This window comes from Chitinophaga sp. Ak27 (assembly GCF_012726295.1).
In the GTDB taxonomy this organism is placed as follows: domain Bacteria; phylum Bacteroidota; class Bacteroidia; order Chitinophagales; family Chitinophagaceae; genus Chitinophaga.
Genome location: NZ_JABAOB010000001.1, coordinates 436,581 through 451,823, shown reverse-complemented (window position 1 = coordinate 451,823; position 15,243 = coordinate 436,581). Strand labels below are relative to the sequence as shown.

General features: G+C 43.8%; 10 protein-coding genes. 6 read left to right on the top strand and 4 right to left on the bottom strand.

The features are described from left to right. Window positions 1-132: 132 nt before the first annotated feature. Complete coding sequence (locus HGH90_RS01810) at window positions 133-798, bottom strand: Type 1 glutamine amidotransferase-like domain-containing protein (RefSeq protein ID WP_168765728.1); 666 nt, start codon at window positions 796-798, stop codon at window positions 133-135. Between the two features lie 290 nt (window positions 799-1,088). Here HGH90_RS01810 and HGH90_RS01805 point away from each other — a divergent pair, with 290 nt between their 5' ends. Then, a complete protein-coding gene (locus HGH90_RS01805) occupies window positions 1,089-2,126 on the top strand; it encodes a right-handed parallel beta-helix repeat-containing protein (RefSeq protein ID WP_168765727.1) in 1,038 nt (345 codons plus the stop codon). 58 nt (window positions 2,127-2,184) lie between these two features. Here the strand turns inward: HGH90_RS01805 and HGH90_RS01800 are convergent, their stop codons facing one another. Further along, on the bottom strand, window positions 2,185-2,829 hold the full coding sequence (locus tag HGH90_RS01800) for a hypothetical protein (RefSeq protein WP_247679960.1): 645 nt from the start codon (window positions 2,827-2,829) through the stop codon (window positions 2,185-2,187). Between the two features lie 199 nt (window positions 2,830-3,028). Here HGH90_RS01800 and HGH90_RS01795 point away from each other — a divergent pair, with 199 nt between their 5' ends. After that, on the top strand, window positions 3,029-3,829 hold the full coding sequence (locus HGH90_RS01795) for a winged helix-turn-helix domain-containing protein (RefSeq protein WP_247679959.1): 801 nt from the start codon (window positions 3,029-3,031) through the stop codon (window positions 3,827-3,829). 917 nt (window positions 3,830-4,746) lie between these two features. Here the strand turns inward: HGH90_RS01795 and HGH90_RS01790 are convergent. Next, window positions 4,747-4,974 carry a hypothetical protein gene (locus HGH90_RS01790; RefSeq protein ID WP_168765725.1) on the bottom strand — a complete coding sequence of 76 codons (228 nt, stop codon included), beginning with the start codon at window positions 4,972-4,974 and terminating at the stop codon, window positions 4,747-4,749. Window positions 4,975-5,282: 308 nt separating this feature from the next. Between HGH90_RS01790 and HGH90_RS01785 the strand changes: the two genes are divergently transcribed. Genes HGH90_RS01785 through HGH90_RS01775 form a run of 3 tightly spaced genes read left to right on the top strand, consistent with a single transcriptional unit; the run spans window position 5,283 to window position 12,615 of the window. Further along, window positions 5,283-8,342 (top strand): SusC/RagA family TonB-linked outer membrane protein, encoded by a 3,060-nt coding sequence (locus HGH90_RS01785; RefSeq protein ID WP_169190244.1) that lies wholly within the window; start codon window positions 5,283-5,285, stop codon window positions 8,340-8,342. A gap of 20 nt (window positions 8,343-8,362) precedes the next feature. Further along, the gene (locus HGH90_RS01780; protein ID WP_168765723.1) at window positions 8,363-9,886 is read left to right on the top strand and encodes a RagB/SusD family nutrient uptake outer membrane protein; all 1,524 of its coding nucleotides are present in this window, start codon (window positions 8,363-8,365) and stop codon (window positions 9,884-9,886) included. Between the two features lie 32 nt (window positions 9,887-9,918). After that, window positions 9,919-12,615 (top strand): glycosyl hydrolase-related protein, encoded by a 2,697-nt coding sequence (locus tag HGH90_RS01775; protein WP_169190243.1) that lies wholly within the window; start codon window positions 9,919-9,921, stop codon window positions 12,613-12,615. Window positions 12,616-12,661: 46 nt separating this feature from the next. Here HGH90_RS01775 and HGH90_RS01770 read toward each other — a convergent pair whose 3' ends face one another. Beyond that, window positions 12,662-13,555, bottom strand: coding sequence for an AraC family transcriptional regulator (locus HGH90_RS01770; protein WP_168765721.1), 894 nt, complete (start codon window positions 13,553-13,555; stop codon window positions 12,662-12,664). A gap of 289 nt (window positions 13,556-13,844) precedes the next feature. Here HGH90_RS01770 and HGH90_RS01765 point away from each other — a divergent pair, with 289 nt between their 5' ends. Then, window positions 13,845-15,221, top strand: a complete 1,377-nt coding sequence (locus tag HGH90_RS01765; RefSeq protein ID WP_168765720.1) for a glycoside hydrolase family 76 protein — start codon at window positions 13,845-13,847, stop codon at window positions 15,219-15,221. The last annotated feature ends 22 nt before the right edge of the window (window positions 15,222-15,243 follow it).

Sequence of the window (15,243 nt, the reverse complement as noted above, 5' to 3'; positions counted from 1 at the left end):
ATCAAAGGACATAAATCACTATAAATGCTAAACACTCAATTGAAAGACCAGGAAGCATCTTGGTCTGGTATATAGGAAGGGTAGTATCTGGAGAAATATCACCTGGAGTGGAGTATAGCATAGTGGAGAATATCAAGGAGTAAATAACTTCCAGTGTCCTTCAGAGATGACTTCAATGGCGCCATCAGTTACCTTAATGGCGGTTTGATCGTCAATCATATAGGAAGGCATGGGTAATGCAGCCGCTAACTTTTCCAGGTTGGCCAGCGAATTCTCCGGAAACCATTCATGATCCAGGTGCGGATGCAGGGCAAAATCAAGTAATCCCAGCGACTTGCTGCTTTCGGCTGGCAGTATATGGTGACCATATGTCGTTCCAAAGCGGGTCATCACCATACTTCCCGCGCTCAATCCTACATAGACCATCTTGTGCAGCAGAGATGGCAAGAGGTCTGCCAACCCGGAGTGCTGCATCCAGTAGGCAAGATACTGGCAGTCACCACCCCCTACCAGCAAGGCGTCGGTTCCCTCGAGCATGGGAACCCAAAGCGCCTGTTTAATGCTGAGCAACGAAGTAAGCTCCAGCACACCCAACGACTTCCAGCCCAATTCGCAGAATGGATCACCGAGTGATCCGTTAATTACCCTGCGTGCTATGTCAGTCCCGCCAGGCAAGGCGTAAATGGCGGTGGGTATAAAAAGGGCGCTGGCTTCGGCAACTGGTTTCCCAAGGAGATCAACCAGCGCGTTGTGAATGCTGGTGTTGCTGATGCCGGCGGAAGTGAGAAGAACTTTCATGGTTGCTTGCTTTGACCAGGAGATTGCGCTGCCTGTCTTCATGATATACTTTCAGCAGGCCAGCAAGCAAAAATCGAATAATAAGATGTATTGGACAAGGGGCATTTCAGACAGATTAAAAGGGGATTTGTGCAATTGGCAGTGAATAAATAATGTATTTACATTATTTAATTGATCAGCGGTAACAAAAAAAATAATAGAAATAGTTAGATTGGTTTAACGCAAATTTTTCCCGGAATAAGTGGATATCTCCAACTTATCTACGCTGTTTAACCTGTAATCATTGACGCATGAGATGTAAAATAATTATCGGATTATTGCTGTTGCTGCTAATCGGTACAAAAAGATCTGCAGCGCAAACTCTGTTTGTAGATCCGGCGAAAGGCAGGGATAATGCAACTGGAACTATAAATGATCCCCTGTTAAGCCTTGACAAAGCAGTTAGCCGTGTTGGTGATTTTACCGGCAAAGAGCCGGTTACCATAAAACTTGCTCCCGGTTTATATATACTTACAGACCAGGTAGTACTAAAACCTTTTAAGACGAATAACGATACTGCTCGATTTACCATAGAAGCGGTTATCCTGCCGGATGATCCCGGCTGGCTGCCGTCAAAAATGCCGGTAATTCAATCCATCTCTCCAAATAATAAGAACTGGGGTAAGTTTGATCATTGTGCCGGTTTCCAGGTGGAAAGAAACAACACCTGTTTTAAGGGACTGAAGTTTGTGGGAAATGCAAATCCCGCTGTAGTCTATTATTATGCAATTGAACGACACTTTCCTGAACTGAAAGATATGGAGGTATCCCAGTGTATTTTTACAGGTAATAGGAATTCAGCACCCATACAAGGCGCCTTGTTTGCACAAGGGAGTGGAATTAAAGTGGATCATAGCATTTTTTATGAATGCAAAAATGCGCTTTTGTTATTTGTTTCCGTAAATGGGTTCTCCCTGACTAATTCAATTATATACGGTGCTTATGAAGGCGCTATTTGGTTTGGAAAATATTCGGACTTTGTTTTTAAAGACAATATTATTGCCAATAATAGTTGCTTTTGGATTGGCATGAAGGATTTTACGCCCCACTATACTTTCACTAATTCCCTCATCACCGATAATAAGATATTCCTGGGATTAAATAACAATGGTGTTATTGAAAACGATGATAAGACAATGCCGGTGACAAAAGACGTCCAGAGATCAGGGAAAGTATTGCTGCATGTGGTGGACACTGATACCATTCCCAGAAATTACCTGCACCCGTCAGCCGCTTCAGCCGGGCATAATATTCCTGCAGGCCTTTTCAGATCATCCGTTAGCCGCTGACGCAAAGCAAAAAGCCTTACAACTCAACGCGTAAGGCTTCTTCTTTAATGCTGTGATGTCAGCAACCGCCTTTGCGGAAGGCACGTTTATAAATTATCTTACTATCTCGTTCTACATAGTCGCCCGATACTATTGGATATGAATACTTGGGAGCGTACGATACACTATGGCTTCTTATAATTATCTTGTCGTTAACTTTCAGGCTGTGCAACTGCTGAAATTCATTGTTAAAGTTCAAAAAATTCTTGTCAGGCCTTTCCGGCCCAAAACTAAGAATATAATCGTCACCATTAATCCTGGCCATCACTCCGAAACCTAATCGTGAGCCTGACGGAAGGGAAAGAGAAGTTACAACTGCCTCCATGCTGGTAAAAGTACTTGTATACTTACTTATTTTCGCAGCCCCGGCAAGCACTTTTTTACCTTCGGGAGACGCTTCCCATTTTTTGAACTTTATACCGGCAGGGGTAGCCTCCCATTTTTCTCTTTCGGCTTTCATTTCAGCAGCAGAGAGTGGCTTTGGGGTTGTTTTTTTAGAAGTTTCATTTTTGATTTCGCGATTAGCAAATACTAACCCGGTTACCACAACCATTGGTAAGATCAGCGCATAAATAACTTTTTTCATATTTTTGGTAGGTTTAATTAACATAGATCTATCCCCCGATAAATCAGATCCGTTGAAGGCATTTTTTTTATTTTTCATATCTTATAAAATTGATTTCAACGAAATTAACTTCCCGCTTTTCAGCCTGGAAATCTGGATTGTAAATAATAATGTAACCTTTGTAAAATAAATTGTAAATGGTATGTTGGATAGCCGAAATCCCCTCTCCGGGAAACGCAAGTACCTGTTTGGATTGATATTACTCTCGTTTATCTCCATAATCTGCGTGGCCTTCAGCATGAAAGGAAGCGACGATTTTGACATCGCCAGAAGGGGAGTTTTACTCCGCAGAATCGGACATGAACTGCTTTTACAGTCGGGCGACAGTACGTCAAGGATACTTCCGGTAAAAACGATAGGGGAGAATGAATACCAGATCAGCTTTGAGAATGCTTTTACTTTTCAACCCGACTCACTTGTAAGTATTACGCAACGTTTGTTAGCAAAAGACCCGCTGGCAGGTGATTATGTTGTTAACATGCTTAACTGTGGCAACGCCACTGTAGCCTATGGATTTGCTATTTCCGCAAGTAAAAAAGATGATATTATAACATGTAGAGGAAGAAAGCAACCCACGGCATGTTATATAATGGACATTAAGTTTAAGCCGGCGCACATAAATATTGTAAAGAAGGCTTCCCTTCTGGGCAGCCTATCGGTTTTAGCATTTGTTGGATTTATTTTCTTGAGATCTGTTAAGCCGCGAGGTGCTTTACCTGCCGGGGATGATCAGCATACGGGCTTGATTACTTTGGGCTCTGTCTCGTTTGATGCGAAAAATCGTAAGCTCATAATAAATGGACAAACGACAGACTTGACCGGCACTGAAACCCGTGTACTGCATATTTTCGCATTATCTCCAAATGAGACTATTGAGAGAAGCAGGATTCAAAAAGAGATATGGGAAGATGAAGGTGTTATTGTAGGTCGTAGCCTGGATATGTTCATATCAAAGCTCAGAAAAAAACTAGAACTTGATCCAAATATTAAGATTGTCGTTGTACGTGGCAAAGGATATAAACTTGAAATTGGCGTTTAATGCTTAAGTTTCCCTAAGATTTGAACTTGATCCCTGATCCTCCAAATCACGCCGGGTAAGGCTTTTACAGAAAAAAAACAGGACAAAATGGTGTCGGGACGACTAGACGACGCCCATATATCGCAATATATTGAATTTCAATGAATTATGTCAGTACTTTGAAATCTACTCACTTTCTTACTCCGGCTACGAAAAGAACATCACCTAGTGAAAGTATAAAATAGTTAATATCCTACCAAATGATATGAGCTGATATAAATTCGCATCGTTACAGATTATTTCATTTTCTTATATCCTTGCGAGACACAACTTCCATATATAAAGTATGGGATGACAATGAAAAAGCTGCCCCCTCGGTGTCAACTTCAAAGTAAATGATTCATAAATAGACTTTACTTTTTCGAATAAATATATATTGTTTAATTTTTATGTATATGACTAGTATGGTATTAATTCTTTTAATTGTTTTTCTATTCGTCAAAATCATGATATCAAGCCTAAGTGCTTGTTTGTTGATCCATGGCAATTGTTAATATGAATTGAAAGATATATGCCGCCTAAAGTTAATCTCCTTGGCATTATAAGTAATGTCCATATCCAGCGAAATACATGGCTGAGTATTAATATACACTTAATTATGAATATTTATATCGCTTGATAATCCAATCCTATTTTATGAAGAAAGTTAACAAAAAGGCCACGAAGCTTACCCTCGGGAAAATTAAAATTTCCGTCCTTTCTCAAAATGAAATGATTAAAATAAATGGTGGTAGACCAACTAGAACATTGCAGAGTGGAAGTTGCGTTGCCTGCGGATCTGCCATCGATAACACTTGCGCCGCCTTTGGCTGTGGATGATGTAAGATTGAATAATGATTAGTTTTTCATAATGATAATCGTTTTTTCCTGATTCCGCATTATTTCAATTGTCTTCTGCACATATTATTGAATTTTCCTGTTTCCATTTGCGATTCGCGCACATGAAATTCCGCTTGGTTGATAGCTGCATAAGTCAAAGAAATTTCCAACAGTGTTTGTTGATCACCCTGCAAAATTAGTGTTGATATAGCGGAAAAAGAGGTTTGCCAACTGGTGTCACCTGTACCTATCGCATTGCCACCGCTACCTAAATTTTGTTTAAGCATTAGGAAAACGAATATTTTGAACAGAAGAGGCTTTGCTATTTTCCAATATGGATTTCGAAATTTTCTTTAGCAGGCGAGAGGCGCATTGCGATTCTGTTACAAAAAAGGATGGTTGACAGATAGTGGTTTACAAAATTAACATACAATTTTCAGAAAACGACAGATAACAGCATAAAGACGTTAATATACTTTAAGTATCCATTAAACCGATTGTAGAAGAACCCACAGCCTATATCTATTTTTGGATCAGGTTATATTCTTATCCTTTCCGCGTTAAAAGTTATTGCACAACCAAATTAATTCCCTTTATGAATCGGCTCTTACATGTAATTCAATTTAAACAACTGTTTTCCTGTTGTTGTCTAACTATTCTCCTTTCATTTACGGCTGTATACGGCCAAACGCAATCAAAAGAAATATCCGGAACTGTACTGGATGAAAACAAGGCGCCCCTTGTAGGAGTAACTATTCTTGCAAAAGGGACCCGGAATGCCGTTATCACCAATGAAAAAGGGTTTTTCAAAATTCATGTCCAGCCACAGGCGGTGCTGCTTGTGAGCTATATCGGTTATCAATCCATGGAAATACCCGTTGGAGATCAAACCGTTCTTACCGTACAAATGAAGCTTAGCAGCAAATCGCTGGGAGACGTTGTAGTGATCGGTTATGGAACGCAACGGAAAGTGGATGTAACCGGGTCGGTGGCTTCCGTTAATACCGCCGTGATCAGGGAGCGCCCATCTCCCAATGCACTGGGCGCACTGGCAGGCCAGGTGCCGGGGTTGAATATTACCACTAATTCCGGCAGGCCCGGCGACTACCGCATTAATATCCGGGGGTTCAACTCTATCAATGCCTCCAATAATCCTTTGTTTGTAGTGGACGGTGTTATTGGCGTTGACTATACAACAATCAACCCTAATGATATCGCATCCATCGATGTTTTGAAAGATGCGTCTTCTACTTCTATCTACGGAGCGAGAGGGTCCGGCGGCGTTATCATCATTACCACAAAACATGGGTTCAATTCCAAGCCAACGGTAAACTATAGCTTTGTGGGTGGCTATAATGTATTACCCCGGGAAATCCCTGTGCTCAACTCCACTGAATACCAGGACATGGAAAAGGCGGCATATGCCTTTGTGCCGGGCAGGGCTTACCCGGATTTCGCAAAATTGGAACCGGCTTTATATAATCCGGACGGGACACCCAGGTATAACACGGACTGGCAGAAGGAAGTTTATAAGCCTACCTTCTCTCAGAACCACAATTTGTCTGTAACAGGAGGGAATGAAGATCTCCGGTACAGTATGAATTATGGCTACCAGGATGATGAAGCACTGTTGCTTTTAACCTATAACAAAAAGTATTCGATGCGGATCAATGTTGATAGCAAAGTCAATAATTGGTTGAGCACCGGATTGAACCTGTCAGGCACCTATTTCCAGGAAAGGATACAGGACGACGGAGTCGGTGGCCTTACTGCCACCCGTGAAGTACTGGAGGCAATGCCGATGATCCCCGTAAAAATGCCCGACGGTACGTGGGGAGGTAACTGGATGCATCTTGCTTCAGAGGGCGCCGACAACCCGGTGAATATCTTACGGACAAAATACAATATCAACAATAGGACAGTGGTGCTCGGCAATACGTATTTCAATATCCACCTGACCCACGACCTTGACTTCCGGACCAGCTTTTCTGGTCAGATCAATACCAATAAGAATAATAATGCTGCCAGCGGGTCGGCTGTTCAGCGGGGGCTTTACCAAAAAATCAACGCCGGCGTGAATGCGGACAAGGCAGTATACTGGCAGAGTTCCAGCTATTTTACGTATAAAAAAGCGTTTGATCGCGATAATAACCTGAATGTGGTATTAGGGGCCGAATGGGCGAAGAACAGTTATGAAATCGTAAGTGCATCGGCTTCCAATTTTGACGGTGATTTTTACCTGTGGAACAACCTGGGCGCCGCTACTGTCCCCAATCCACCTACATCGAGCGCCTATAACTGGCAGATCAATTCTTACTTCGGCCGGGCCATCTATTCGTTGAAAGACAAGTACCTCTTTACGGCTACCGGCAGGTACGATGGTTCTTCAAAGTTTGGGGCCAACCACAAATACGCCTTCTTCCCGTCGGCGGCTTTTGCATGGCGCGTTTCAGAAGAGCCATTCCTGAAGGAGAGCCGGGTGATCAATGATCTTAAATTAAGGGTTAGTTACGGCAGTACCGGCAATTCCGAGATAGGGCAGTACCAGTCCATCAGCTCATTGACATCCAATACCGCCATATTCAACGGCGCGAGAGCCACCGGTGAAGTGCAGGGCACCATGCCTAACCCGGATCTCCAGTGGGAGAAGACTAACCAGTTTGATTTTGGTGTGGATATGGGTTTATTCGATAACCGAATCAATATTGTGGCAGACATATACGACAAGGTGACCAAGAATCTCCTGCTGTCGGCTCCCGTTCCGTTAACTTCCGGTTTTGATAATATCCTGAAGAACATCGGCTCGGTGCGCAACAGGGGGATCGAGGTGGGATTAATGACCAATAACCTGACGGGCTCTTTCAAATGGAATACGACTATTAACTTTACTGTGAACCGCAATAAGATCCTGGCGCTGGGCACGCATAATGAAGATATATTCCCTGGCCCGGGCTTCCTCGACCAAACGAATATCCTGCGGGTAGGGCAACAGGTGGGCACTTTCTTCGGCCTGGTAAGAGAAGGAGTATGGAGCACAGAGGAGGCGGCGAAAGCAGCAACCTATAACGCCAAGCCGGGTGATCTGAAAGAAAAAGATCTCAATGGTGATGGCAAGATCGATGGTAAAGACCGGACAATTCTTGGGTATGCCTATCCTACCTATACCATGGAGCTGATTAATAAATTCTCTTACAAAAATTTTGATTTACTATTCGACCTGCAGGTGAGCCAGGGTAATAAAGTGCTGAACCTTGCCTATGCTACTTCGGAAGACCGGCAAACACTGGCTAATAGCTATACAACTGTGCTCAATGCCTGGACGCCGACGAACGAGCAAACGAAAATCGCCAAAGTGCGACTCAACTCTGACGGACCCTCTTTGCGACAGGATGATCACTACCTGGATGATGGATCGTTCATCAGGGGTAAGAATATAGCACTCGGGTATAACTTTTCCAGCAGGCTGGTAGAAAGTATTCACTTGCACAGCCTACGCCTGTATGCAGGTGTCCAGAATGCTTTCCTTATCACGAAATATAAGAACGGTTACGATCCGGAAGTGTCCACCTATCCGCAGGCTTTTGCCTATGGTATCGAGTTTTACGCCTTACCCAAGGCCCGGACTTTCAATTTTGGTGTAAATGTTGGTTTTTAACTATTAATCCATTTTCTTTTATGAGAAGAATAAAGATATTTCACGGCATATTGCTCATCTCTCTTTCGATGACCTCCTCCTGTAAGAAGTTCCTGCAGGAAGATCCTAAAAGCTTTTATACGCCGGATAACTATTATACCAGCCTCGTACAGGCGCAGAATGCGGTTAATGGTATCTATGCCTTCACAAGAAATTTTTATGGCAGCGTAGGGCTATTCAGCGAAGATGCCATGTTCATGCTGGAAATGCCAACGGGCCAGGCGAGGACCGAGACGAACCAGTCTAACAACAATGCCAATCTGCTGAACCTGACCATGACTCCGACCGACCTGTATTTCTCGACGTGGTGGCGAAGCTCCTATAAAGGTATCGACGCGGCCAACCTGGCGATAAAGAATATTCCGCTCATGTCTTCTGCTATTGTACCAGATGCGCAAAAGGCGCAATTACTGGGGCAGGCACAATTTTTAAGGGCCTGGTTCTATTTCAACCTCACAAGGATTTTTGGGGATGTACCACTCGTTACAGAGCCCACTGTTACAGCAGACAACCTCCAGGTGAGCAGAGCGGCCACCAAGGATATTTATGAAAAAGAAATTATTCCAGATCTGCTTGCAGCTGAAAAAAGTGGTCTTCCTTTTGTTGACAATACCGGAAGAGTATCTATCGGTGCGGTAAAATCACTGCTAGCAAAGGTGTATGAAACGATGGCGGGCTATCCTTTGCAACAAGCAGATAAATATGCATTGGCCAAACAGAAAGCGCTGGAAGTGATTACATCCAATAAATATACACTGTACCAGAACTATGATCAATTCCGCGATCCGGCCAACGACAATAGGATGGAGAATATCTTCATGGTGCAGTTTGCCTCATCTATAGCCTCCAATCCTATGTTCTCCTTTACATTACCCACTTTCAGCTACATTTCGAACGGACAAACGGAGATAGGCGCACTATTGCCAGATACTACCTTTTATAAGTCGTATGCGCCGGGAGATAAAAGGGCAGAGGAGAAACAGTTCTTCTATTCGCGTTATCCTAACTTTGCAACAGGAGCGAATGTTGTGTTCACGAATGGGCAGCATATCTTTAAATATTTTGACGACATTGTTCAGCAAACCGGGCTCCCGTCTGGCAAATGTTTTCCTGTTATCCGGCTTTCCGATATTTATTTGCTGTATGCGGAAGCTCAGAATGAGGCTGACGGAACGCCCGGTACGGATGCCTATACCTACCTGAATGCCATCCGGACCCGTGCTGGTCTGGCGCCGCTGTCGGGGCTTACACACGACCAGTTCAGGACAGCCGTTTGGAGAGAGCGTAATCATGAGTTATGTTTTGAGAACCAAACCTGGTTCGATATGGTGCGCACCCGGATGGTGTATGATACAAAGAACGATCAATTTGTACCAATGGTAGGATATAGTTTTCCTGGTAGTGGCGGAACACGGACCTTACAGACCAAACACCTGTTGTTCCCTATTCCCCAGTCGGAGATGGATGTCAACCCGAAGTTGGCGCCGAATAATCCCGGGTATTAAGTCTATAGGTAGTTTTTTATAAATTCATTTTCATGTCATTTTTCAAAAGAAACTTTTTATTCCTGGTGCTGGTCTTTTCGTGCCACAGCGGTTTTCTGTATGCGCAGACTAATTACCGGCCGCATGGCTCGAAAAATACCAGCACTGCTTATTTTAAAAACGGCACTGTCAATTTTATCAATTCAAGTCACCAGGACATCGCCTGGATGGATTCCATCGGCGCCTGCGAGGTATGGAGGGACGAAAATATGATCACACCGGCGCTGGCATTGATGAAAAGCAATCCTGATTATTGTTTCAGCGTGGAAGATGCTTTGAGCCTGCGTGAATACCTGGCCCGTCACCCGGACCGGTATGACGACATCCTGAAATATACCAAAGAAGGCAGGCTGGAATGGGGAGCAACCTATAATATGCCCTATGAATCGATGTACGACGGAGAAGCGCTTATTCGGCAAACTTACCTGGGGAAAAAATGGTTGAAAAAGATCCTGCCCGGCTGCGATTTTCTCACCGACTGGAACGAAGATGTACCTGGTAAGGCATTGCAGATGTCCCAGATATTATCAAAGGCGGGCATAAAATATCTTTACATTTCCCGGCATGAGGCGGGTATTTATCGCTGGTATAGCCCTGATGGCAGTAATGTGCTGATGTTCACTCCCGGGCATTATGATGCATCGAGTTACAATTTCCGGGCAACCAAAAGTGATACGGCGAGAGAACGAATGGTGCTGGATTATATCAAGGCCTGGAGTGTTTACTACGGTGCTAACAAATTCCGGCCGGCGCTGCCAATCCTGATCGATGCAGACTGGAATAAGCCCAATGATTATCGCGCGCTCTTCCAGGGCTGGAACCAAAAAGCCGGAACCCAGGGCTTGCCTTCCCTTAAATATGCGATTGCAGCGGATGTATTCAAAAAACTGGATGCACCCCGCGCCACCTACGAAACGTTGAGAGGCGAACGCCCCAACGTTTGGCTGTATATACATGGTCCAACGCATGAGCGGGCGCTAACAGCATCACGCAAAGCCAACCGGACACTCGTTGCCGCTGAGATCTTTTCAGCGGTGGATGCCACCCTTCAAAAAGACTTTTCCCATTATCCCCAATCGGAGTTAACCACCGCCTGGGAAAAAGCCATCTATGCCGATCATGGCTGGGGCGGTAAGCATGGGGATATGACGGATCTCACATTCAGGACAAAGTTTGAAGAAGCTTGCAGTATTTCCGATAAAGTGCTGCAACATAGCCTGAAGGATATCATCCAGCAGATCGGTTTCGATAAAAAAGGCAGGTCGCTGGTTGTATTCAATCCCTTGTCCAAAGAACGGACGGATAAGGTGGAAGTCAGCATTAAAGTTTATGGGCAGGATACATTGTCCTATAAAATCGTCGATGCCGCTTCTGGTAAAGAGGTGCCCAGTCAGCGCATAGAAAGCCGCCCGGCCGGTGGTTCCGATGAGACGATCACCCTTTGTTTTGTGGCAGAGAAGGTGCCTTCCCTGGGTTATAAGACCTATACCCTGCAGCCTTATGTAGCAGGCTTCAATAGAGGAGTGCCTGTAGCGCCTACACAGCCGTCGCCTATAACAGCACAGGCAGCAGCACCGGTGTACGAAAACAAGTTCTATAAAATCGAGTTGGGACCGGGAGGAGTGAAAAGCATCTTTGATAAGGAACTGCATACTGAACTGCTGAAGACAGATAAGCTGTTGGGAGGCGAAATCTTTCAGTTGCAATCAGTAGGCAATGGCGCTGGCGAATTCACGGATGTACAACCGGTGACAATGCAGGGATTCGAAAAGGTAAGCCAATATGCACCTACATGGAATTGTACTGAGTTCGGACCTGTCCGCAAAACCTGGGAGCTGGTGCAGCAAACCCAATTTGCTACGATAAGGGAAACTGTTACTTTATATGAATCGCTGAAACAGGTAGATTTCAAGGCCGATATGCTTGGGTTTTCAGGGGAACGTTACCGGGAATACAGGATGGCCTTTCCGCTGAATCAAACGGATTCCAGGGTTGCTTATGAAGTGCCCATGGGAGTGGTAGAAGTGGGTAAAGATGAGATAAAGAGTGCGGCGGGCTTTTCGTACGGTGTACAAGACTATTCCACCGCATGCAGCAAGGTGCATCCCAGGGAAGTGCAGGATTGGTTTAACGCCAGCAAAGACAATGTTTCGGTGACCGTCAGTAGCTCCGTAGCCGTATTCGACTGGGTGGATGCTACCGACGCCAATAGCAGGCAAACTGTTTTGCAGCCTATTTTATTGGCCAGCCGGAAAAGCTGTCATGGGGAAGGCAACTATTATCTCCAGCCAGGCAACCATCATTTCGAGTTTAGCCTGACTTCTTCGCCAGGAGATTGGAAAACCACCGCCAACACCGGAAAGCAGCAAAACCAGCCTTTACGGGCCCTGGTGGTAGATATACCACAGGCACGCAACGGTCTCCCATCGAGTTATAGTTTCGCCAGCACGAATGCCGATAATGTACTTATTACAACGATCAAAAAATCAGAAGATGAAAACAACATCGTTATGCGGTTGGTAGATATGCAAGGAAAGAAGACGGATGCAAAGATCGATTGGTTCGGGGCCATTAATGGTGTTACCAGGACGAATATTATCGAAGAAGAAGATCAGCCTATGAAAAAGACAGCGGCTGGTATTATGTTAACGGTGCCGCCTTATTCCATAGAAACGATACGGATACGATAAACATTCAGCAGAAGGTCATACCCATCGATTAATCAGTACAGGCTCTTTATGTAAGAGCCTGTGCTGTTTGCTCAATAGACATCAATTCTTTCCTGTATTCAGAAGGGGTTTTTGCGGTTATTTTTTTAAAGAAATCATTGAAATGGGTGAAGTTCCGGTATCCTGAGTTATAGCAGATGTCTGCTATGGTTAAATCCAGGTCACCCAATAATTTGCAGGCATGCCCTATGCGTAATTCATTTAGAAACCCGGTAAAAGATTTCCCGGTTCGTTTCTTGAAAAAACCGCAGAAGGCAGGCGGCGTCATGTTGGCTATTTTTGCAATGGTGGATAAGTCAATTGGATCTCTGAAATTCTCCAAAGTGTACCGGTAAACATTATTCATTCTTTCCGTATCCTTTTCATTTAACGAAAACCTGAAGGCGAGGGAAGATAACTGTTCGTACCTTTTTGTATTTATCAGGACATTCATTATTTCCAGGAACAGGATTATTTTCGTGAGGCCGGTAGCATTCACGATCTCATTTAGTAAGGCGGTAACTTTTTGCCTTGTTTTTAAAGGAAAATGGACACCCGCTTTTGATTTTTCGATGAGGCTGTCCACCTTCTGTATAAAAGGTTCTTCAAGGCCCAAAATCTTTAAATAGTTTGCAGGAAAATAAACAACAATTGCCTTCCCGGTCTGGCTGCCACCTGAGTCGCATTCGGAAGGGTCTCCATACCAGATATGAGGAAGATTAGGGCCTAGTAAAACGAGGTCTCCGGCTGAATAATTCCTGATGCAATCGCCAACAATACATTTCCCGGTACCTTCAACGATATAATTTAATTCGCATACTTCATGAAAATGAAAAAGAGAGTTGAAATTACTCTTGTTGACTTTTTTTACAAAAATAGCCTGCATATTCAGGGCTCCTACTTCAAAAAAATTTGCCTTCATCGCCATTCATTTTGTATAGCTAAAGTTAGTATTTGTAGAAGAATTTTACTAATTTTATTACTAAGCAGATAGTTTTTGATTAAAAAAGTTGTAATAACGCTTAATAGAGTTTTACCAAATGCGGGCGCTTTTTCATTTCCCCGATATATGCGTCCCGGTCTTTTTATCTACATTAATCATATTTGTATATTTAGATAAGAATCGATTAAAATAGTTTAAGTAACGATTTATAGACTTGTAGGAATAGTACCTGATTGAAATTAGTTTTGACCTCACACTGAAATCGCCCATGAAAAGACGGAATTTTGTAAAAACGGCGGGAGGTTATGTCCTGTTATTTCCCTTGATGAAATCTTTTGCCAATATTGATTTCGATAAGGACGCTGATCTTAAAACGAAATGTATCGCCGCTTTTAACAGGTTTGAGGAAGTTTGGGAGTTTAATGATTTCTGGAGAAGAGGTAACACTTTTGATGCATGCCTGAATTTTGCTGATGCGCTGTATCAGCGATGGATGGATGATAAGGACGTAAAATCCATACAGCAAAAGGTAAATGCGATGCTGGAAAGAGATTTTACCTATTTCAAAAGCATTGACCCCAGCGGCATGTGGACAGATGATTTTGGCTGGTGGGGCCTGATGGGGCTTAATGCAAGACGGCATTTATTGCGCACAGGTAATAAAGAATTAGCAGATAAATACCTGCAACTCTCCACCGATTTCTGTTGGAAGCAGGCAAAAGATCATGCCTATGACGCTTTATCGTCGGCTAACCCGGTTCCACATGGTTTTACAAATGGAGACGCAAGGGGCAATCACAAAGGTGCGAAGAATACCGTCACCAATGTTTTGTTCTTCCTGTTGTCTACCCGCATTTATCGTTTAACGCTGGCAGAGAACATCAGTGACAATGAAAAATACCTTGACATGGCGTACAACCAATGGACGTGGTTTGACAGCTGGTTTCAACTGAATAAGTATGAATACCTAAAGAAAACCGCATCCGGAGGCGCATTGGTGCAAGAACGGCCAACAGCTTTTTTTGAAGGATCGGGTTATACGGAAATTACGCATCCAACCTGGCACAAAGGGTGGGTGTGGACAGGTGACCAGGGGATGTTACTGGCTGCACTTTCCGATATGCTGGCAATTAAAGAGAATCTCGCCACATGGATATCAGCGCATAAAAAGGAGGTGAACTTCGATATCAATGTCTTTACAGGGAAGGTACGTCACTATATTTCATTAATAAGCAAAGGAGTAAAAACTACACTGGTGAGTGATAAGGATCATATCATTCGTGAAGCACCCCTCCTGGCAAATATGGGTCCCGAGTTTGGCAGCGATTATCTAGCCGGCCGCGGGATCATGATGCGTTACCTGGGAATACTTGATAGAAGCGTTACCGGAGTTGATTTCAGCAATAATATTAAAGCAACTGCAAACGCCATATGGCAAACTCGTGATACCTCCAATAACCAGTTTCAGCCTGAATATACCAGTGTTGAAAATGATAAATTGTACATTCAGCAATTCCGGAAGCAGTGGGGCCTCGCAGATGACATCTTAAAATGGGATATAGCAAAATCGAACCTACAGCAAAGGATCGGTGTTTGTCAATCGATAGGACTTGATGCACTAGGTGCAACGATCAGGCTTATGTAGATCAACCAATATTTATAACGAA